13 protein-coding genes are annotated in these 20,685 nt (G+C 64.5%); 7 read left to right on the forward strand and 6 right to left on the reverse strand.

Going from position 1 to position 20,685, the window contains the following annotated elements; translation table 11 throughout:
- The coding region (locus G3N96_RS26195) for an EamA family transporter (protein WP_206138973.1) at positions 1–377 on the reverse strand (377 nt) is incomplete at its 3' end.
- A 181-nt stretch (positions 378–558) separates the two neighbouring features.
- Positions 559–744 (reverse strand): hypothetical protein, encoded by a 186-nt coding sequence (locus G3N96_RS26200; protein ID WP_006480515.1) that lies wholly within the window; start codon positions 742–744, stop codon positions 559–561.
- Positions 745–952: 208 nt separating this feature from the next.
- On the opposite strand from G3N96_RS26200, the gene G3N96_RS26205 reads away from it, so the two are divergent.
- On the forward strand, positions 953–1,711 hold the full coding sequence (locus G3N96_RS26205) for a DeoR/GlpR family DNA-binding transcription regulator (protein WP_124584936.1): 759 nt from the start codon (positions 953–955) through the stop codon (positions 1,709–1,711).
- A gap of 104 nt (positions 1,712–1,815) precedes the next feature.
- Complete coding sequence (locus tag G3N96_RS26210) at positions 1,816–3,609, forward strand: phospholipase D-like domain-containing protein (protein ID WP_206138974.1); 1,794 nt, start codon at positions 1,816–1,818, stop codon at positions 3,607–3,609.
- A 66-nt stretch (positions 3,610–3,675) separates the two neighbouring features.
- Here G3N96_RS26210 and G3N96_RS26215 read toward each other — a convergent pair whose 3' ends face one another.
- The 3 genes from G3N96_RS26215 to G3N96_RS26225 all read right to left on the reverse strand — a co-directional run bounded on the left by G3N96_RS26215 (position 3,676) and on the right by G3N96_RS26225 (position 7,469).
- Positions 3,676–4,350 carry a TetR family transcriptional regulator gene (locus G3N96_RS26215; protein ID WP_011353990.1) on the reverse strand — a complete coding sequence of 225 codons (675 nt, stop codon included), beginning with the start codon at positions 4,348–4,350 and terminating at the stop codon, positions 3,676–3,678.
- A gap of 116 nt (positions 4,351–4,466) precedes the next feature.
- Positions 4,467–5,735 (reverse strand): FAD-binding oxidoreductase, encoded by a 1,269-nt coding sequence (locus G3N96_RS26220; protein ID WP_089475571.1) that lies wholly within the window; start codon positions 5,733–5,735, stop codon positions 4,467–4,469.
- 153 nt (positions 5,736–5,888) lie between these two features.
- The gene (locus tag G3N96_RS26225) at positions 5,889–7,469 is read right to left on the reverse strand and encodes an amino acid permease (protein WP_206138975.1); all 1,581 of its coding nucleotides are present in this window, start codon (positions 7,467–7,469) and stop codon (positions 5,889–5,891) included.
- 621 nt (positions 7,470–8,090) lie between these two features.
- Here G3N96_RS26225 and G3N96_RS26230 point away from each other — a divergent pair.
- A complete protein-coding gene (locus G3N96_RS26230) occupies positions 8,091–9,602 on the forward strand; it encodes an aldehyde dehydrogenase family protein (RefSeq protein ID WP_206138976.1) in 1,512 nt (503 codons plus the stop codon).
- Between the two features lie 105 nt (positions 9,603–9,707).
- Here G3N96_RS26230 and G3N96_RS26235 read toward each other — a convergent pair whose 3' ends face one another.
- Complete coding sequence (locus G3N96_RS26235; RefSeq protein ID WP_206138977.1) at positions 9,708–12,155, reverse strand: DUF3772 domain-containing protein; 2,448 nt, start codon at positions 12,153–12,155, stop codon at positions 9,708–9,710.
- Between the two features lie 467 nt (positions 12,156–12,622).
- On the opposite strand from G3N96_RS26235, the gene G3N96_RS26240 reads away from it, so the two are divergent.
- The 4 genes from G3N96_RS26240 (at position 12,623) to G3N96_RS26255 (ending at position 20,478) form a co-directional block, all read left to right on the forward strand.
- Positions 12,623–17,260 carry an RHS repeat-associated core domain-containing protein gene (locus tag G3N96_RS26240; RefSeq protein ID WP_206138978.1) on the forward strand — a complete coding sequence of 1,546 codons (4,638 nt, stop codon included), beginning with the start codon at positions 12,623–12,625 and terminating at the stop codon, positions 17,258–17,260.
- A 7-nt stretch (positions 17,261–17,267) separates the two neighbouring features.
- On the forward strand, positions 17,268–17,957 hold the full coding sequence (locus G3N96_RS26245) for a hypothetical protein (protein WP_206138979.1): 690 nt from the start codon (positions 17,268–17,270) through the stop codon (positions 17,955–17,957).
- Between the two features lie 284 nt (positions 17,958–18,241).
- Positions 18,242–18,886 carry a hypothetical protein gene (locus G3N96_RS26250; RefSeq protein ID WP_206138980.1) on the forward strand — a complete coding sequence of 215 codons (645 nt, stop codon included), beginning with the start codon at positions 18,242–18,244 and terminating at the stop codon, positions 18,884–18,886.
- 164 nt (positions 18,887–19,050) lie between these two features.
- Positions 19,051–20,478: an MFS transporter gene (locus G3N96_RS26255; protein ID WP_206138981.1), complete on the forward strand. Its 1,428-nt coding sequence runs from the start codon at positions 19,051–19,053 to the stop codon at positions 20,476–20,478.
- Positions 20,479–20,685 lie beyond the last annotated feature (207 nt).

The raw sequence follows: 20,685 nt of genomic DNA on the forward strand, positions 1-20,685 counted from the left end.
AGCGCCATCCCGAACCAGCCGCGCGCGGGCAGGCGCTCGTTGAACAGCGGGACGGCCAGCACGGCGGTGGCGAGCGGCTGCAGTGCGCCGAGCAGCGCCATGACGCCGGCGTTCAGCCCTTGCGCGACGGCCCAGTAGCTCGCGCCGAGATAGACGCCCTGCAGCAGCGCGCCCGCGATCAGGTGGCGCGGCCATTCGCGCCGGGCGGGCCACGGCGCGCGGGAAACGAGCGCCACCGCGCCGAACAGCGCGGCCGTGCCCGCGAAACGCGCGAGCAGGAACAGGTTGGGATCGGCGTAGGGCTTGATTGCCCGCGCAACGATGAAGCCGGTGGACCAGAGGGCGACGAAAGCGGCGGCGACGAGCGAGGTCAGCATGCGTGGCGGGCCGCGACGCGGCCGGACAGAATCGTGAAGTCGGCCAGTATCGGGGGAAGCGACGCGGGCGTCTTGTCGAATCCTGCACTCATGCCGTGTGCCGCGCGGGCGGCCGTCGGTGCCGGGAGAAGGCGGGGCGCCGCCCCGGGATGCGGAGCGGGCGAGCGTGAAGCCGCCGCGATCAGTCGATCGAGAACGTGTCGAGCGGCTGGTTGGCGCGTGCGTCGGTCGCGAAGCGCGCGGCGAGCTGTTCGTAGAGCCGGCGGGCCTCGTCGAGCGTCAGGTCGATCCAGTACGGATCGCCGGCCGCGTCGTTGAGGCGTTCGGGCGGAAACTGGATTTCGATCACACTGCCTTTGCGATACATGGCGCGAGCCCCTTTGCTTGGTCGGTCGTTCGGCGAAGCGCAAAGTGTAGCAACCGGTGCCGCGCCGATTCGCGCGCGTCAGGCAATACAGAATTTCGCTTTCGGGAAACGCGGCCCGGCGGGTTTCCCGCCGCAGTCAAATGCCGGTCAAACGGCCGTAATACAATGGCCGGCTTACCCATAACCAGTCGCCTCGGGCGCACACGCGATGCTGGCGGAACAACGTCATCAATTCATCCTGTCGGAACTCGGACGGTCGGGCGCATTGTCGGTCGCGGAACTCGTCCGCTCGCTCGACGTGTCGCGTGAGACCGTGCGGCGCGACCTGAACGCACTGGCCGCACGCGGCCTGCTCGTGATGACGCACGGCGGCGCGCTGGCCGCGGATCGCCGCGAGCCGAGCCTGTCCGAGCGCGAAGCCGCGAACGCGGAGGCGAAGCGCACGATCGGGCGGCGCGCTGCCGAGTTCGTGCCCGACGATGCGTCGGTGCTGATCGATTCGGGCAGCACGCCGCATGCGGTGGCGCTCGCGCTCACCGACCGGCATCGGTTGTCGATCTACACGAACGACTGGCGCACCGCGTTCGTGCTCGCACGGCGCAACGGCAACCGTGTGACGTTGCTCGGCGGCGAGCTGTCCGACGACGAAGATGCGACCTTCGGGCTCGACACGATCCAGCAGCTTGCGCAGTACCACGTCGATTTCGCGTTCGTCGGCGCCGGCGGCATCACGCCCGACGGCGAATGCACCGACTACTCGCGGCTCGCGGCCGAGGTGCGCAGCCGGATGATCGCGGCGGCCGGCACCGCGATGATCGTCGCCGACCATTCGAAATTCGGCCGCGTGACGCCGGTGCGGATCAACGGCACCGGCGCCGCCCGCTATCTCGTGACCGAGTGCGCGCCCGACAAGGCCGTGCGCCGTGCACTGACCGCGCGCGGGATCGAGCTGCTCGTGTGCGACTGACGCGCGTCCGACATACAAGGTTCATCGAACCGTCATCCACAGGGAAGATGCACCGTCAAGACTGACCCATTCACTCGACCGGCCGCCAGGCCAGGGAGCAACGAATGACCGTCAGCGTGCGCAGCTATCTTTCCCCCACCCTGGTCCTGCTGGCCTTCGACTGGCCCGATGCGGCGTCGCGGTCCGATTTCCTCGGCTTCGCGATCCGGCGCACGCCGGGGTTCTGGTCGGCCGACGGCAAGACGCGCGCGCCGGACAGCTGGCTGCCGAACCGCCTGACGTTCGATGGCCCGGCCGCACACACGCAGGGCGATGCGCCGACCGACCAGGCGCCGATCCAGAAATTCATGTGGTGGGATGCACGCATCGATCCGCAGGACCGCGGTGCGGCGTTCCGCTACGACGTGTATCCGGTCGTCGGCACGCCGACGAACCTGCAGGTGCTCGACGCGCAAGCCGGCGTGTGCGATGTCGTGCTGCCCGCGCATATCGAGGACGGCATCGGCACGTGGTTCAATCGCGCGGTGGTCAGCTCGCAGGCCTTCGCGAGGCAGGTCGCGGCGCTGGGCCTCGCGCCGAATGCGGCGCCGAGCGCCGCGCAGGCGCTGACGCTGCGCACGTGGCTCGCGAACGACATGGAGCAGGTGTTCGCGGAGATGCTCGACCCCGCGTCGCGCGCCGCGTCGGCCGTCTATCACCTGACCGACACGCTGTGGGCGCTGCCTGCATTCGAAGCGTTCGGGCGCACGCACGGCGAAGCGACGCTCGCGATCGTCTATGACGCGCACACGACGGCGCGCAAGGGCAAGCCGCCGCTGCCGTCGCCGAACCAGCCGGCCGTCGACGCGCTGCAGGGTCTCGCGACGCTCGCGCCGCGCGACAAGACGCACATCATGCACGACAAGTTCATCGTGACTGATGCGCCGTCGAATGCGGCGCCCGCGCGCGTGCTGACCGGTTCCGCGAACTTCACGACCGAAGGCCTCACGGAGCAGGCGAACGTGCTGCACGCATTCGACTCGCCCGCGCTCGCCGCGCTGTACAACGATCGCGCGCATGCGCTGGCCGGGAATCCGTCGATCGCGGAGACGGCGAAGCTGTCGCCGGGCTGGTCGGAACCGATGACGATCGGCAGCGCGCAGGTGCGGCTCGCGTTTTCGCCGGAGCCGGCGGGGCAGCGCACCGAGATCGACACGATCGTTGCCGCGATCGCGGCCGCGAAGCATTCGGTGTGCTTCTGCCTGTTCATGCCGACCGATGCGGCGTTGCGCGACGCGTGTTTCGCGGCCGGCGACCGCGGGCTGATGATGTTCGGGCTGGTGAACAAGATCAACGTGGGCAGCGCGACGAAAGCCGATGCCGGGCAGCAGGCCGGCCAGACGCTCGACGCAGCGACGCTCGCGAACCTCGAGCTGTATCACCGCAGCCGCGACAACCACGACGTGATCGATGCCCAGTATTTCTCGCCGGCCACCGTGCCGCAGGGCTTCGAGCCGGAATTGCGGTTGTTTCCGGGGGAGCCGGCGCCGGCCTTTCCGCCTGTCGTGATCCATCACAAGTTCATCGTGATCGATGCGGAAGGTGCGAATCCGGTCGTCTATACGGGCTCGGCGAACATGAGCCGCAATTCCGAGCAGTACAACGACGAGAACCTGCTCGAGATCCGCGACCAGCGGATCGCGGCGATCTATCTCGCGGAATTCCTGCGGCTGTACGAGCACTACCGTGCGCGGGCACTGGCGATCAATGTGAAGCGGCACGGCATGGACGGGGGCGCGGGCACGCATGCGCGGCTCGCGCTTGCACCCGATTCGAGCTGGGCGAAGAAGTATTTCGTGGCGGGAAGCCCCGAAGAGAAGGCGCGGATCTCACTGGCGTCGACCGCGCCGACGGACTGACTCACGAGGGAGCGCCGGGCGCGGATGGCGCGCGCCCGGCTCGAGTCTGGCAGGGAAACCGTCTGTTTATGCGGCGACGTAGCGCAGCACGGCGTCGGCGATCGTGTCGCGGTGCCGCGCGCGCAGGCGCGGCGCCGACGGGTCGCGGCCGAATGCGGCGCCGAACGTGTAGCGGTTCGACACGCGGTGGAAGCAGAACGAGCTGATCAGCAGGTGCAGGTCGAATGCGTCGATGTCCTTGCGGAACGCGCCGCTCGCCGCACCGCGCTCGACCAGTTCCTCGAGCGTCTTGATGATGCTGACGTTGCGGTTCTTGAACGACTTGAGCTGTTCGAGATACTTCGCGCCGTGGATGTTCTCGATCGACACGAGGCGGACGAAGTCGCGATGCTTGTCGTGATAGTCGAACGTGAATTCGACGAGGCGGCGCATGCCCTCGCGCGGCTCCATGTCGCCGACGTGCAGCTCCTGCTCGAGCGCGCGGATGTCGCCGTACACCTTCTCCAGCACGGCCTCGTACAAGCCTTCCTTGCTTTCGAAGTAGTAATAGAGCATCCGCTTCGTCGTGTTCGTGCGCTCGGCGATGGCATCGACGCGCGCGCCGGCGAGGCCCATCGCGGAGAACTCCTGCGTGGCGACGTCGAGGATGTTGCGCTTGGTTTGCTCGGGATCGTATTTGCGCCGCGCATCGGACGGAAGCGCGCGGGTGTCGGACGTGGCGGCCTTGCTTCCTGCTTTCATGTGGCTTTATTGTGGCTTCGGCGGCTTGGAAAAGCCATTCTAGCATGTGGGAAATTCCCGCCCGGCCGACCTTCCGCTCTAATCGGCAGGGCGGCTTCGGCCGCCGTGGCCGCCGCTCAGCGGCGGCAGGACGCGAGCGCGTCGCGGGCCTGGTACGCCGTGTACGTGAGCTGGGCGGCAGCGAGGCCAGCCAGCCCGAACGTGCGCGTGAGCCCGAACGCGTTGAAGCCTTCCGGCACCGGCCGGCCTTCGGCCAGCGTGGCCGCGAGCACTTCGCCGGCCACCGTGGTCGGCGCCATCCCGTGGCCGCCGAACGCGATCGCGTGCCACACGCCGTCCGCGTCGCGGCCGATCTGCGGCATCTTGTGCCGCGCATAGCTCATCAGCCCGCCCCACGCATAGTCGACCTTCACGCCCTCCAGTTGCGGATACACGCGCAGCAGGTCGCGCCGCAGCAGGCGCGCGATCGCGTCGGGGCCGCGGTCGAGCACGGAGATCCGGCCGCCCCACAGGATGCGCGTGTCCTTCAGCGGGCGGTAATAGTCGAACGCGAAACGCGTGTCGTAGATCGCGTACGGTGCGTCGATCGCGTCCGGCAGGCGCGCGCCGAGCGGTTCGGTCGCGATCACGTAGGTCGCGATCGGCAGCACCGCGCGCTCGATGCGAGGCGACACGCCGCGCGCGTAGCCGCCGCCGGCGAACACGACGTCCTTCGCGCGCACCGTGCCCTGCGCCGTGCGCACGACGTACCCGGCGCCCTCGCGCGCGATGCCGAGCGCGGCCGAGCGTTCGTACACCCGTGCACCGCCGCGCGACGCGGCCGCCGCGACGCCGAGCACGTACTTGAGCGGATGGAAATGGAAGGCGTTCGGCTCGAACAGGCCGCCGTAATAGCGCTGCGTCTTCAGCCGCTTGCGCAGCGCGTCCGTCGAAACGGGTTCCCAGTCGACGCCGAGCTCATCCTTCATCAGCGTGCGCACGCTGTCGAGCCGGGACGGATCGTCGAACCAGTTCGCGAGCATCACGCCCTGGTCGACGATGTCGCAGTCGATGCCGTAGCGCGCGATCCGCGCGCGGATCAGGTCGACCGCGTCGACGGTGAGCCGGTACAGCCGGCGCCCTTCGTCGCGGCCGAGCGTGCGCAGCAGGTCGGCGTTGTCGAGGCTGTAGCCGCCGAAGACGAAGCCGCCGTTGCGGCCCGATGCGCCGAAGCCGACGCGTTCGCTGTCGAGCACGACGACGTCATGCACGCCGCGCTCGACGAGGCCGAGCGCCGTGCACAGGCCGGCGAGGCCGCCGCCGACGATGCAGACCTGCGTGTCGATCGTGCCGGTCAGTTGCGGGTAGGGCTGGCGGGTAACGGTGGCTTCGTAGAAGTTCTGCATGCGATTTCGTTGACTCTTGACGGCGGAAAAACAGGCGGCGCGCGTCGATCTTGCCTGAACGTGCGCGCCGCGTCGAATGGGGGGCTGGGCACCGGCTGCCGCACTCGCATGGCGGCCGGTGCGATCCGGATTGATCCAGGCCGATCCGGGCGATCAGGTGCCCGGCGTCGGGTTGGCCGGACGGGCGACGTAGCCCGCGTAGCCGGTTTCAGCTTGGGGGGCGGGCTCGGGCGTCGCGTTGCGTTCGATCCAGGGAGCGATCTCCATGTCTTCGTAGCGCACGAGGCGGCATTTGCGCACGATCGCGTAGCCGAGCCAGATCGCGAGGAAGAACGGCAGGCCGATGTAGGTCGCGGCGACGCCAACCCAGTCGATCTTGTCGGAGAGGAACGCCTGGTAATCCTGGCCGAGCGCGATCACCGCGCACAGCGCGAACGCGAACAGCGGGCCGAACGGGAACCACTTCGACCGGTACGGCAGCTGGTCGAGCCGGTAGCCCTGCTTCAGGAAGCCCTTGCGGAAGCGGTAATGGCTGACCGCAATGCCGAGCCACGTGATGAAGCCGGCCATGCCCGACGTGTTCAGCAGCCACAGGTACACGGTCTTGTCGCCGTACAGCGACGTGAGGAAGCACAGCGCGCCGACGGCAGTCGTCGCATACAGCGCGTTGCGCGGCACGCCGCTGCGCGACAGCTTCGCGAAGATCTTCGGCGCACGGCCTTCGACCGCGAGGTTGTAGAGCATCCGCGTCGATGCATACATGCCCGAGTTGCCGGCCGACAGCACGGCCGTCAGGATCACCGCGTTCATCACGCCGGCCGCGAACGCGAGGCCCGCGTGGCGGAACACGAGCGTGAAGGGGCTCACGCCGATGTCGGTCACGTCGCTCTTCAGCAGGCTCGGGTCGGTATAGGGAATCAGCACGCCGATCACGAAGATCGCGAACACGTAGAACAGCAGGATGCGCCAGAAGATCTGGCTCACCGCACGCGGGATCGTCGTGCGCGGGTTTTCCGATTCGCCGGCCGCGACGCCGATCATCTCCGTGCCCTGGAACGAGAAGCCCGCGATCATCGCGACGCCGAGCATCGTCGCCCAGCCGCCGGCGAACGGCGCGTCGCCGATCGTGAAGTTGCCCCAGCCCGCGCTTGGGCCGCCCTGCATGATCCCGAAGATCATCAGCAAGCCGACGCCGACGAACGCGAGCACCGTCAGCACCTTGATCAGCGCGAACCAGTATTCGGCTTCGCCGAAGCCGCGCACCGACAGCGCGTTGAGCGCGAAGATCAGCGTGAGGAACAGCGCGCTCCACCAGACGCCCGGCACATGCGGGAACCAGTAGTTCATCACGAGCTGCCCGGCGACGAGCTCCACAGCCAATGTCACGGCCCAGCTGTACCAGTAGTTCCAGCCGAGCGCGAAGCCGAAGCCTTCGTCGACGAACTTCGCGCCGTAGGTCGCGAACGAGCCCGACACCGGCATGAACGCGGCCATTTCGCCGAGGCTCGTCATCAGGAAATAGACCATCAGGCCGATCACCATGTACGCGAGCATGGCGCCGCCGGGGCCGGCCTGCGAGATCGACGCGCCGGACGCGACGAACAGGCCCGTGCCGATCGAGCCGCCGATCGCGATCATCCGCAGATGGCGTGCCTGCAGCGCACGGTGGAGGGACGGCTTCGCGGGCGGCGAGCCGGAGGGGCGGGGCGAATCGGGGCGGGCATCTGAATGCATGGCGGGCGCTGGGCGCTGTCTCCGGGATTGTTTTTCGGTGACGAAGCGCGACGCGGTGCCGGGCAGCGGTGATGCGGTGCTGAAGCGGGCCGGGTGAGCGGGCCGCGATGCGTGTCGCCTTCGTCTGTCGTCCGGCAGCCGTGGTGGCGGCCGGCGGCGCGCCGGGTGCGTTGCACCTCGACGTCGCAACGATTGTGTGTGCCCGGTGCACGGGGCGGCAAACGATATTTCCGAACAGGGTGATGCGGCTTTGTCATCAACTTGTGCGCCGTCACGGCATCGCCGATGCCCGGTCACGGGCCTTGGATAAGTCTGATATCAGCGAAGAAACGCACGGCGTCATCCCGCCCGGGTGTTGCGTTTTCGGAATGAAGTCGTGAGTTAATATCAATAGCGGCCCGACTTGTGGCCACCGACAATGTGTTTCATGGATCGTGCCCTGCGAGGCGGGAGCGCGCCGTCCGGCGGGCTTCCGGCGGCGGCGCGGCGCGATGCGCCCAACGGCGCACCGGGCCTGCCGCGCGGCGCATCCGCTTGCACAGGGCGCGCGAACGCGCTCCAATCGAATCACGCGGGCGGCGTTGCCGCCGCACCGATCAATCTGTCCCTGAAGAGGAAGTGATGCAATTCAACGACATTCTTGCCGCGCTCGATATCGATCTCGCCCAGTGGAAAGGCAATGCGCTGACCGCGCGTTCGCCGCTCGACGGCGCGACGCTCGCGACGCTGGCCGTCGACACGCCCGCCGACGCCGAGCGCAAGATCGACGCCGCGCACGACGCATTCCTCAAGTGGCGCACGGTGCCGGCGCCGGTGCGCGGCGAACTCGTGCGCGTGTTCGGCAACGTGCTGCGTGAGCACAAGGCCGAGCTCGGCGCCCTCGTCACGCTCGAAGCCGGCAAGATCACGTCGGAAGGCCTCGGCGAAGTGCAGGAAATGATCGACATCTGCGATTTCGCGGTCGGTCTGTCGCGCCAGCTTTACGGCCTCACGATCGCCTCCGAGCGCCCGGGCCACCGGATGATGGAAACGTGGCACCCGATCGGCGTGTGCGGCGTGATCTCGGCGTTCAACTTCCCGGTCGCCGTGTGGGCCTGGAACGCGGCGCTTGCATTCGTGTGTGGCGATTCGGTCGTGTGGAAGCCGTCCGAGAAGACGCCGCTGACCGCGATCGCATGCCACGTGCTGCTGCAGAAGGCGATCCGCGAATTCGAGAAGACCCACCCGGGCGTCGCGCCGGCGGAGCTGAGCCAGCTGGTGCTCGGCATGCGCGATGTCGGCGAGGTGCTGACGGCGTCGAAGAAGGTGCCGGTGGTCAGCGCGACGGGCAGCGTGCGGATGGGCCAGGAAGTCGCGAAGGTGCTGAGCCAGCGTCTCGCGCGCGGCATCCTCGAGCTCGGCGGCAACAACGGGATGATCGTCGCGCCGAGCGCCGACCTGGATCTCGTGGTGCGTGCGGTCACGTTCGCGGCGGTCGGCACGGCCGGCCAGCGCTGCACGACGCTGCGCCGCCTGATCGTGCATCGCAGCCTGGTCGACCAGCTGCTGCCGCGCATCGAGAAGGCCTATGCGTCGGTGAAGGTCGGCAACCCGCTTGAAGAAGGCACGCTGGTCGGCCCGCTGGTCGATCGCGCGTCGTTCGACGCGATGCAGAAGGCGCTGGGCGATGCACGCGAGCAGGGCGGCGAGGTGAAGGGCGGCGAGCGCGTCGACGTCGGTCACGCGGATGCGTACTATGTGCGTCCGGCCATCGTGCGGATGCCGAAGCAATCGGCGGTGGTCGAGCGCGAAACGTTCGCACCGATCCTGTACGTGATGGTCTACGACAACTTCGACGACGCGATCGAACTGCACAACGCAGTGCCGCAAGGCCTGTCGTCGGCGATCTTCACGAACGACATGCGCGAGGCCGAGCAGTTCATGTCGGCAGCAGGCAGCGACTGCGGGATCGTCAACGTGAACATCGGCACGAGCGGCGCGGAAATCGGCGGCGCGTTCGGCGGCGAGAAGGAAACGGGTGGCGGCCGCGAGTCGGGTTCGGACGCGTGGAAGGCCTACATGCGCCGCGCGACGAACACGATCAACTACAGCCGTCAGCTGCCGCTGGCGCAGGGCGTGAAGTTCGACGTTTGATGCGGGGCGCCCGGGAGGGCGCAGCGTAGAAGGAGAAAGGGCCGGCTGCCGCGTTGCGGTGCCGGCCCTTCGTTCATCCGCGCGACGGCAAGCGTGCGAGCCGCGTCACGCGTCTCCCGCCGCCGGCATGTTCTGCACGACCAGCATCTGCGGGCTCGACAGCGTGATGCCCGCCGCGCGCAACTGCTTCAGGATCTCGAACAGCAGGTCGCTCTTCGTCGAGCCGGCGATCCGCGGGCTCGACACGTAGCCCGTCACGCTCAGCGTGATGCCGTCCGGCGTGAGCTGGCTGAACGTGACCGACGGCGCCGGCTTCTCGAGAATCGCCGCATGCGAGCGATAGGCTTCGAGCAGCAGGTCGCGCACCTGCTCGGGATCGGTGTTCAGCGGGAACGTCAGCACCAGCGTCGCGACGCCCTGCGTGCTGTTGCCCATCGTCACGTTGCGCAGGTTCTGCGAGATCAGTTGCGAGTTCGGCACGATCACGGTCGAGCGGTCGCTGAGCTGGATCTCGGTCGCGCGCACGTTGATGCGGCGGATATCGCCTTCGACGCCCGCGATGCTGATCATGTCGCCCACCTTCACCGGGCGCTCGGTCAGCAGGATCAGCCCCGACACGAAGTTCTTCACGATCTCCTGCAGGCCGAAACCGATACCCACCGACAACGCACTGACGATCCACGCGAGGTTGTTCCACCGGACGCCGAGCAGCCCGAGCGTCATCAGCACGAGCAGCACGTAGCCGACGTTGGTGAACAGCGTGATCAGCGACACGCGCATCCCGGTATCCATGCCGAGCGCGGGCATGAACTCGCTGTCGAGCCAGCGGCGCAGCGAGCGCAGCAGGTAGAAGCCGATCGCGAACCCGATCACGGCGTTCATGATCCGGTCGGGCATGATGTTCAGGCTCTGCAGCCGCTGGCTGCCGATCATCGCGACCGCGCTGTCCATCAGGTCGCCCGGCGTCGTGCCGAAGCCGCCCGTCAGCAGCGCGATGGCCGCGATCAGCATCAGCAGGCTCGTGCCGAAGCCGGACAGGACCGTGCGGGCCTGGTCGAGGTGGCGATCCTCGAGCGCGAACAGGTGCTTGATCTGCTGGCCCGTCGTCAGGCTCGACGAGAACAGGCTTTCGCTCGCGTCGCGCGTCAACTGGATCAGGATGTAGGTGGCGCCGAGCACGATCTCGAACCACACGAGCTCGTAGGTAATGAAGCGCGCGACCGTGATGTAGCCGATCAGGAGTGCGATCAGGGTCGCGATGATGGCCAGCGTGACGGCGGCATGGATCAGCCCGGCGAGCGTCGAGCGCTGCTCGGGCGCTTCGCCGGCGGCCGCGAGCGCGCTGCGCGCACGGTTCGAGCGCAGCAGCGACGCACCGACCGTCACCGCGACGACGAGCGACACGATCCCGCGGCCGAACAGCGTGACCGACAGGCTGGTGTCGACGATCCGGTTGATCGATTCGAGCGTGCCGGACACCAGCAGCAGCGCGGCCAGGATGCCGGGGAACGGCTTCATCGCGAGCGCGACCGGATCGGCGAGCGCGGGCAGGCGCCATGACGGATGCTTCGTGCAGAGCAGCGCACGGCCGAGCCCGGCGATCAGGGCGCAGGTCGCGGCGAGCTTCGCGAACTGGTCCCACAGATCGTTCAGCGCCGGCGTGAGGTCGTATTGGCGCGCGACGGCGAGGTAAAAGATCTGGACGGCGATGGCGGTTGCCAGCAGCGTCGAAAGCGCGGTCGACAACGCCAGCGCGCTGCGGCGCAAACGCGTGGCCGGCAGGCGGTTCACGCAGAACCACGCGAGCCCGCGCTCGATGAGCCGGCGGCCGCCGATCCATGCCGCGAATGCGGCAACCAGCAGCAGCACCGTGATGGCCTTTTGCCCGGGCACCCACGACGAGCGCAGCATGTCGAGCATTTCTTCGTCGAAATCTCCGAGGCGCTGGGCGTCGTCCGGCGAAAGATGGAACAGCGGCAGCCAGAACTGCGCACTGAAAATGCCGCCCGAACGGAACGCGAGCTGGTTCTTCAACAGGCCGCGATGCAGCTTCGCGAACTGCTCGTTCAGGTTCGTGAGGCTGGCTTTCTGGTCGGCGGCCTGCTTCAGCGCCGCGTCGAGCTGCGTTTTGCGCGCGTTCAGCGTGGCCCGCTGCTTCGCGACGGCCGGCGTTTCAGGCGCGGCGCCGTCGGCGGGCGGGGGGCCGAGCACGTCGAGCTGCCCCTGGAGCTGCGCACGCTGCGGCACGAGATCGCTCTGCAGCTTCTCGACATCGGTGCTCAGCTCCTGCGTCGAGTCGCTGAGCCCGTCCAGCTCCTTGCTGTTGGACGCCGTCGAGGTTTGCTGTTTGATGCGGTCCAGTTCGGCCTGCATCTGCTTGAGCTGCGCGACGGCGTCGTTCAGCGAGATGGCCGGGACGGGCGCGCCGACGCCGCTCGCATTCGGGGCCGAGGCGGCCGCCGGAAACGCCGACGCGGTCGCGATCGCCGCGAACTGCAGCAGCGCGATCAGGGCGATCCGCCGAGCGTAGGTGGATAGTCGTTGTATGAACATGGAATGCTTACGATTTGCCGACAATTCAGGTCGCCGAAAGGCGCCCGGAAGCCGGTGGTTGGCCCGGTAGCATGTTACCGGGGTGTGGGGACGAGCAATGTCCTAATCTGCGGGGGCGGAATTTGGGTGCCGCGCATGAGCGACGGGCCGCGATCTGGCGGCTCGTGCCCGGTTTACCGGGCTTGCGTCGATCGTGCCACGGAAGAAAAGTCGCGGCTCATGGTGCTCGGTGACGCTGATCGACCAGATAGTTGGTTACCGAATTTACATAACATTCGGGGCAAGCCGTGCCATCAAATAGGGTGCGATGACCCGTTTCGGGCCCGGGTTCCAGAGTCGCTACCTTTCATTTTCCGGTCGTCCATTCGTCGGTACAATGCCGCGGGTCGCTGGCACGACGTCCAAAAGATGAACCGGGGACGGCTGCCGCGGGCCGAAAAGCGAACAACGAGAAGAATCCTGAGAGCATGGCAGATCAAAAACTCCCGCCGGGCGCGGAATATGAGCAGGCCACACCGTGGCTGACCGATGTGCATCCGGACGACGTCGTGGCGTCCGGCGAAGGCTTCAACGCGTGGCTGATCAGCGTGACGAACGGCTACGTGAACGTCGACCGGCTGGCGACGGTGGCCAGCATGATTCCGGTCCTCAACAACCTCATGGCGCTGGCCGACGCGCTGACCGACATCGTCTCGATCATCCGCAAGCGTGGCGGTGAACTGCTCGACTATCTCGGGCTGGCGATCAACCTGATCGGCGTGATTCCGTTCCCGCCGGTACTGGCGCCGATGCGCCTCACGGCACGGCCGCTGCTTGCGCTGATCCGTAACCAGCTTCTGATTCACAAGCGCGACATCGGGGCCGCGGTCGTGTCGATCGTCGTCACGCACGTGCAGGCGTCGTTTTCGACCGAGGTCGAGGATTTCCTGACGAAGCTGCAGGCCGTGGTCAACGACCTGATCGACCATTGCGCCGCGAAAGCGCAGGAGATCTTCACGGGTCTGGCCGACGGCATCGACGCGGTGGTGGCGGGCAAGCTGTTCGATCCGACTAAGAACGAACGGGAAGCCGCCGAATACCAGCAGTTGATGAAGAAGAGCGGATTGCTCAGCACGGACCAGGTAAAGGGGGCGTGGGGTTATCTGTCCGAGTCCCTGGTGGCGAAGGGCAAGCGCAACGCCAACTCCGCCGGCAGCACGGCGGCAGGGCTCGTTCCCGAGAAGTACGTCGCGCCGATTCGCTCGATCGCGGCGTCGTTGCGCACGTTGGCGCCGGTGGTGGTCGCCAAGATCAAGGAACTGAAGGGCAGCGACGAAGGCAAGCTGATGTGGCTGCTGCTGAAGCTGATCAATGCGCTGCGGCACAAGCGTGAAGCGATGCGGACTGCATCGATCAAATCGCAGGGCACGACTGAAGCAGAGGCCCGGCGGCCGCAGGTACCGCTTGCAGCGGCGAAGAAGGAGGCCAAGGCGAAGGGCTCCGGCGTCGACCATTGCGAAGAGTGCGGGGTAGGCGCATCGAGCGGTTCGATCAGCTATGCGTTCGGTGACGAAACGTTTTCCCATGCCGATTTTGAATTGCCGGGTGCGATGCCCGTCGTGTGGATGCGGGTCTATCGGTCCCGGCTGGCCGGATACGACGACGGCGAACTGGGTGCGCGCTGGCTGTCGCCGTACATGACGCGGATCGATGTTCGGGGCGGCAAGTGGATCTACAGCGACTCAACCGGCCGCAACATCGAATACCCGGCGCTCGCTGCAGGTGCGGTTCACGACGATCGCGTGGAAGGCGTCACGCTGAGCCGGCTCGACGACACGTGGGTGACTGTCGCGTACGGTCACGATTTGCTTCATGTCTACGAGAAGCGCGGCGATTCGTTCCGCCTCGCCTTGCAGAAGGACCGCGCGGGAAATACGATCGCGCTCGATTACGACGACGCGAATCGCCTGGCGCGGCTCGTCAGCTCGGCCGGCCATACGCTCGCGTTTCGTCACGACAGCCGCGGGCGTATCGCAACGATCGAGCAGATCGTCGACGCGAATACCCGCAGGACACTCGCGCAGTACCAATACGACGAGAACGGCGACCTGGTTCGGGCAACTGATCGTTACGGCAACGCACGCCAGTATGCGTACCATCGCCACCTGATTACCCGCTACACGGATCGCACGGGCCGCGGCATGAACCTCGAGTGGGAGGGGGCCGAGCGCGACGACAATACGAACGCACAGTGCGTGCGTGAATATGCCGATGACGGCAGTCACGACATTCGCCTGATGTGGCATCCGAATATCAGGTTGACCTATGTGACCGATGCGCTGGGCAACGTCACGCGGTACTACTACAACATCCGCGGGTACATGTACCGGATCGCGTATCCGGATGGCACCGAGGAGTGGATGCGGCGCGACCAGGACAACAACCTGGTGATGCACGTTCATCGCGACGGCGGCATCGAGGAGATGGACTACGACGCGCGCGGGAACATGACGAAGCACTATCGCGTCGACGGGGCGGTTGTCGCGATGGAGTACGACGACAAGGATCAGATCGTTCGGCTCAAGGATCCCGAAGGGTACGTGTGGGAGCGTTCGTATGACGACGCGGGCAATCTCGTGGGGCAGAAGGATCCGCTCGGGCGTGAGACGAAGTACGCGTACAACGCGGCAGGGATGCCGGTCAAGATGGTCGATGCCAAGGGTGGTGCGACTTCGCTCGTCTATGACGACGCCGGGCAATTGCTGCAGTACACCGACTGTTCCGGCAAGGTGACGAAGTGGCGCTACGATACCGATGGGCGACTCGCGCAGTCGATCGACGCTGCGGGCAATGCCACGGTCTACCAGTATGGCAAGAATGGCGAGTTGAGCGAGGTCTCGTCGGCGGCGGGCACTATCCGATTCACGCATGATGCAGAAGGCCGGTTGCTTTCCCAAACCGATCCGATGGAGCGCGTCACGCGTTTTTCGTACGACGTGGCGGGGCGTGTGGCAAGCCGCGTCGATGCGCTCGGCTATACGCTTGCATATCGCTACGATCGTCTCGGTCGCTTGACTGCATTGACCGATGCGAATCGCGCGACCTATCAGTTTCACTACGATCCTGCGGGGCGCTTGCTGGAAGAGATCGGTTTCGACGGCAAGCGGACGACATACGGATACGCCGAAGGCACGCTGCAGCCGGTGAAGATCGATGAGGCCGGGCAGGTGACGGAACTCGAGTTTGATCAGGCCGGCCGGATCGCGCGCCGGATCTCGGGTGCCAGTGAGGAGCGGTTCGCGTACGACGCGAGCGGACGGCTCATCGAGGCGCGCAACAGTCACAGCCGGATACAGATGTTTTTCGATCCGGTCGGTAATCTGGTTCGTGAGCATCACGCCTATCGGTTGTTTGGCGAATCGCGCAGCTACGTGTGGCATCACGAATACGATGAAATCGGCACGCAGATCAAGACCGTCCGCCCCGATGGTCATATGCTTGACTGGCTGATCTATGGTTCCGGTCACGTGCACGGGTTCATGCTCGATGGCGAAGAACGAATTCAGTTCGAGCGCGACGATCTACACCGCGAAACGGGGCGGACGTTGTCGAGCAAGCTGGCGCAACAGACGCAATACGATCCGGCCGGCCGGATTACCCGGCAGACGGTTCGGCGATCGAATGCGCCGGCTGCGCTGGCTGAACGCCGGTATCGGTACGATGCGATTGGACAACTCGAACATATCGAGGACAGCCGAAAGGGGCTGATCAGTTATCGCTATGACCCGATCGGCCGCCTCATTGCGGCGATCGGGCCGCTCGGCGCGGAGCATTTCGCGTTCGACCCGGCGAGCAATATCATCGATCACGGCAGTCCGCGGCACACACGTACGTCGGGACCGGCGAAAGCAAGCCCCGTGGTGCCGGACAGCGTGGATAGCACGCTGCCGCGAGAGGTACCGCGAGTGCTCGGGAATCTGTTGAAGGAATATGCGGGCACCCACTTCGAATACGATGCTCGCGGAAATCTAATCGGGAAGCGTTCGCCGTCGGGTCGACAGGAATACGAGTGGGACGGATTCAATCGGTTGAGAGTGGTGCGTGTCGAGGAGACTGCGCGGCAGCATGAGGCCCGCTATTTCTACGATCCCTTCGGGCGGCGGATTGGCAAGGACGTGGATGGAGTGCGAACGGTGTTCGGCTGGGACGGTGATCAACTTGCCTATGAGAGCAACGAAGCCGGCGCGACGCAGTACGTGTACGAGCCTAAATCGTTCGTTCCGCTTGCCCAATATGTGACAGCTCAACCGGTTATGGGAATTCAGACCCCGGTGTGGAAGGAGGACGAGCCCTATGTGCCGGAGCAGGATCCGCTGCAACGCATGCCGGAAAGGCAGTCCGATGCGCGTCTGTTCTACTACCACTGTGACCGGATCGGGACACCGTTGCTGATGTCGGACGAGGGCGGCGAGGTGGTATGGGAGGCCTCGTATCGTGCCTGGGGTGAAGCGCGGGAGGCGATTGCGCGGGCGTCGAAGTCGGCGGGCGTGACGCCGAGGAATCCGATTCGGTTTCAGGGGCAGCAGGAGGATGCCGAGACGGGTCTGAGGTACAACCGGAACCGATACTATGATCAGGAGACGGGGCGGTTCATCAGCGAGGATCCGATTGGCCTTGCAGGTGGTATTAACCTATTTCAGTATGCACCCAATCCGATCCAGTGGATCGACCCCCGGGGACTATGTAGTTCTACATTGAATCGCAATCTCGGTGGGGTGACCGGCGACCATATGCAGGCGCATCATTTGATTCCGGAAGAAATATGGGGGAAGCATCAGGCATTTTTCGACGACATTGGAATGAAAGGAAAGCGTGACTCGAAAGAGAATGGTTTGCTCATGCCTGATAGTGAGCAAAAAGCTAAATCGATGAAGAGAAAATTTTATCATTGTGGTTCGCACGCGATATATTCGGCTGGAATTAATTTGCAGGTCGATCGTATCGAGTCTGCGTTCAAGCGCGGAGCTATTGATGCAGCACAGGCGCGCGATAAAATTTCTCAGTTGCAAAATACAAGTCGGGTTTTGTTAATGTCACCGGGGGCGAGCCCGGTTCGTTTAACTTGAGGTTAATATGTCAAGCCGTTACTACGCATTGCTCGAAAAAAAGGAACGCGGTTGTCCGGTTGGTGCGATGCAGGGAGTCGTTTATGATAAGTTTGTTGAGAATGTGCTGGATGTGAATTATGGAGAGAAGCCTTGGTATAACTATCGAGACTTGCCAGGGAGAATGTTTTCGGACGAAATGTTCCTGATATCTCGTGATAAGCTAATTTCTTATGACATTAGGTCGAGTGGCGCCAATTCGAAATTTCATATTGTCAGTCGGAGATTTTTGGAGATTTTGATTGATTTCTCTATTCCAATTAATGAGGCGCAGTCTATAGCTATCGTTGATTCGAAGGGGCGGGATATTTCGGAGAAGGAGTATCATATAATTTCATTTGGATCTGATATTTATAAAGAGGGTGTGCTGGAAGAATCTTCGATAGTTGGGTTGAATGAATTTGAGGATTGCTTTGTGGTTGATAGGATTGAATTTAAGGATGAGGTGGAGTTTGATTTTTTTAAGATAAAGAATTTGGATTTAGCGCAAAGTGCAATCTTTTGTTCCGAGGAATTTGCCAGGGAGGCAGCAAAAAGGAAGGTTGTTGCTGGTGTCGAATTCAGAGGGGTTGATGAGATTGATTGGGCGTCGGCATCTCCTGATAATCTGCTTGGGTTTTTGGCAAGTGAAGGCGAGCCTTTGCTTTTCATTCAGTAATTCTTGTCGTGAGGAGTCGCGACCGTGACGCGGGTCGATTTTCTGGAGAATTCGGCGGCATCGATTAATGACTTGTTGATTGGCAAGCTTGGCCGCTCGCTGGGCGAGTGTTGAGCCGTTGACCAAAAGTCCGGAGGCTTCGTGTTGTTTGTGCGCACGGACCCAATGTCAATGTGAGAAGCAAGGCGGCCAGATGAGGCCGGTGGTACAAAAGGGGGGCGAGTATTTCTGCTGATGCTTGCGATTCGCGATAGTTGGATTCGCAGGGCGAGGAACTGTCTGCCGTGAAGTATTACGTTCTGTCTCAAAGAGCAGACCCGGGATGCCCGACGCTGAATGGCGCGCTGTACGACAAGTACTATCAGGACACCACGAGTGTAGGCGTCGGATACTTCCCCTGGTATGCAAACCCGTCGCGCGGGAAGGCGCACGAAAAATTTCCGGATGGCGTCGTCTTCATCACTAAAGACGATCGGTACGATTTTGATGTCCGCGCAGACTTGGGTTTTCATTACCTGATGAGCGAAAGATTTGGTGCTGTCGTTTCTGAACTGAACGTCCCGATGGTGGACGTCGCACCGGTCAGGATTTTGTCTTTGGAAGGAACGCCCGCATCGGGAGATGGCTATTGCGTTGCAATCTTCCCGAGCTTTCGACCTGAAGAGGTGGACGGCGGCGAGTCGAAGTTTTTAGGCGGGAAATTTTGGCGGAATCGCAAGAATAAGGAAGCTGGTTGTATTCGACGATTTCGTATGTCCTGTCTTCAAGCTGAATGGCATGGAGGGGAGCAGCAACGCGCTGATCTGCTCCGAGGAATTTCGCCGCGAAGCCATCAGGCGTTGCATCAAGGGCGTCGATTTTCTGGATGCAGAGAGCGTCGATTGGCCGGCGGTGAAGCCCGTATGACGTTGTGCTCCGATCGCCAGTGACGGTGGAACTGGTTTGATCAAGGCTGCTCCTCTGCGTTGCGGCGCGCGACCGCGCGTCAGATGACTGATGTGTTCCGCCGCTCGCCTCGCTAAAATGCGCGAAGCCGCTCGCCAACGCCCCTCTGGTAGCGCCAGGACAATCAAGAATCCGGAGACTTGCCACCATGGCATCCACCCAGCCCGACCCGCTCGCCGCAGCGGCCGCCACCCGCGTCGGGACGATCGACCCCGGCTCCATCTCGGCCCGTCTCGACCGCCTGCCGCCAACCCGCACCGTCTGGAAACTCGTCATCCTGCTGAGCCTCGGCTTCTTCTTCGAGCTCTACGACCTGCTCTATAGCGGCTACGTCGCCCCCGGCCTCGTGAAAAGCGGGATCCTGTCGGCAACGACGCACGGCCTGTTCGGCACCACGGGCGTCGCGAGCTTCATCGCCGCGCTGTTCTCCGGGCTCTTCATCGGCACGATCGCGTGCGGCTTCCTCGCCGATCGCTTCGGCCGCCGCGCGATCTTCACGTGGTCGCTGCTGTGGTACACGGCCGCCAACGTCGTGATGGCGTTCCAGGACACCGCCGCCGGGCTGAACTTCTGGCGCTTCGTCGTCGGCCTCGGCCTCGGCGTCGAGATGGTGACGATCGGCACGTACATCTCCGAGCTCGTCCCGAAGCAGATCCGCGGCCGCGCATTCGCGTGCGAGCAGGCGGTTGGGTTCGTCGCGGTGCCGGTGGTCGCGTTCCTCGCGTACCTGCTCGTGCCGCACGCCCCGTTTGGCCTCGACGGCTGGCGCTGGGTCGTGCTGATCGGCGCGCACGGCGCGCTGTTCGTGTGGTGGATTCGCCGCGAACTGCCGGAAAGCCCGCGCTGGCTCGCGCAGCAGGGCCGGGTCGAAGAAGCTGACCGCATCATGCGCGCGCTCGAGGCGAAGGTCGAAGCCGAATACGGGCGGCCGCTGCCGCCGCCCGCGCCCGCCGAGCCCGTGCCGCCGCGCGGCAGCTTCCGCGACATGTGGGTGCAGCCGTATCGCAGCCGCACGATCATGATGACGATCTTCAACGTGTTCCAGACGGTCGGCTTCTACGGCTTCGCGAACTGGGTGCCGACGCTGCTGATCAAGCAGGGCATCACGATCACGTCGAGCCTGATGTATTCGAGCGTGATCGCGCTCGCCGCGCCGATCGGCCCGCTGATCGGCCTCGTGATTGCCGACCGCTTCGAGCGCAAGTCGGTGATCGTCGCGATGGCGGCGGCGATCGTCGTCTGCGGGCTGTTGTTCAGCCAGACGACGGTGGGCGCATTCCTGATCGTGCTCGGCATCGGCCTCACGCTCGCCAGCAACATCATGTCGTACAGCTTCCACGCGTATCAGGCCGAGCTGTTCCCGACGTCGATCCGCGCACGGGCCGTCGGCTTCGTCTATTCGTGGAGCCGCTTCTCGGCGATCTTCTCGTCGTTCGTGATCGCGGCCGTGCTGAAGGGCTTCGGCACGTTCGGCGTGTTCGCGTTCATCGCGGGCGCGATGGTGATCGTAATGGCCGCGATCGGGTTCATGGGGCCGCGTACGAAGGGCGTCGCGCTCGAAACCATCTCGAAGTAATCGGTGGTTGCGCACGCGTGTCGCACGGTCCGTGCGGCGTGCGTGCGATGCGATGGCGATTGCATCGCGCGTGCGGCATGTACCTCACGTACTGCGTCTCGGGAGTGATCTGGCGTCCGAATCGATTTGAAGATCCAGTCGTGCCTTCGCGAAATACTCCGCTTCCTGTATCGATCGCTAACGCACAGCAAATCAGACTGCCACGTA

This window comes from Burkholderia sp. Se-20373 (genome assembly GCF_017104705.1).
In the GTDB taxonomy this organism is placed as follows: Bacteria; Pseudomonadota; Gammaproteobacteria; order Burkholderiales; family Burkholderiaceae; genus Burkholderia.

Excerpts from the sequence above, each read along its gene's own strand:
- G3N96_RS26200 (WP_006480515.1), bottom strand. The coding sequence starts at position 744 with ATGTATCGCAAAGGCAGTGTGATCGAAATCCAGTTTCCGCCCGAACGC.
- G3N96_RS26205 (WP_124584936.1), top strand. The coding sequence starts at position 953 with ATGCTGGCGGAACAACGTCATCAATTCATCCTGTCGGAACTCGGACGG.
- G3N96_RS26210 (WP_206138974.1), top strand. The coding sequence starts at position 1,816 with ATGACCGTCAGCGTGCGCAGCTATCTTTCCCCCACCCTGGTCCTGCTG.
- G3N96_RS26215 (WP_011353990.1), bottom strand. The coding sequence starts at position 4,350 with ATGAAAGCAGGAAGCAAGGCCGCCACGTCCGACACCCGCGCGCTTCCG.
- G3N96_RS26220 (WP_089475571.1), bottom strand. The coding sequence starts at position 5,735 with ATGCAGAACTTCTACGAAGCCACCGTTACCCGCCAGCCCTACCCGCAA.
- G3N96_RS26225 (WP_206138975.1), bottom strand. The coding sequence starts at position 7,469 with ATGCATTCAGATGCCCGCCCCGATTCGCCCCGCCCCTCCGGCTCGCCG.
- G3N96_RS26230 (WP_206138976.1), top strand. The coding sequence starts at position 8,091 with ATGCAATTCAACGACATTCTTGCCGCGCTCGATATCGATCTCGCCCAG.
- G3N96_RS26235 (WP_206138977.1), bottom strand. The coding sequence starts at position 12,155 with ATGTTCATACAACGACTATCCACCTACGCTCGGCGGATCGCCCTGATC.
- G3N96_RS26240 (WP_206138978.1), top strand. The coding sequence starts at position 12,623 with ATGGCAGATCAAAAACTCCCGCCGGGCGCGGAATATGAGCAGGCCACA.
- G3N96_RS26245 (WP_206138979.1), top strand. The coding sequence starts at position 17,268 with ATGTCAAGCCGTTACTACGCATTGCTCGAAAAAAAGGAACGCGGTTGT.
- G3N96_RS26255 (WP_206138981.1), top strand. The coding sequence starts at position 19,051 with ATGGCATCCACCCAGCCCGACCCGCTCGCCGCAGCGGCCGCCACCCGC.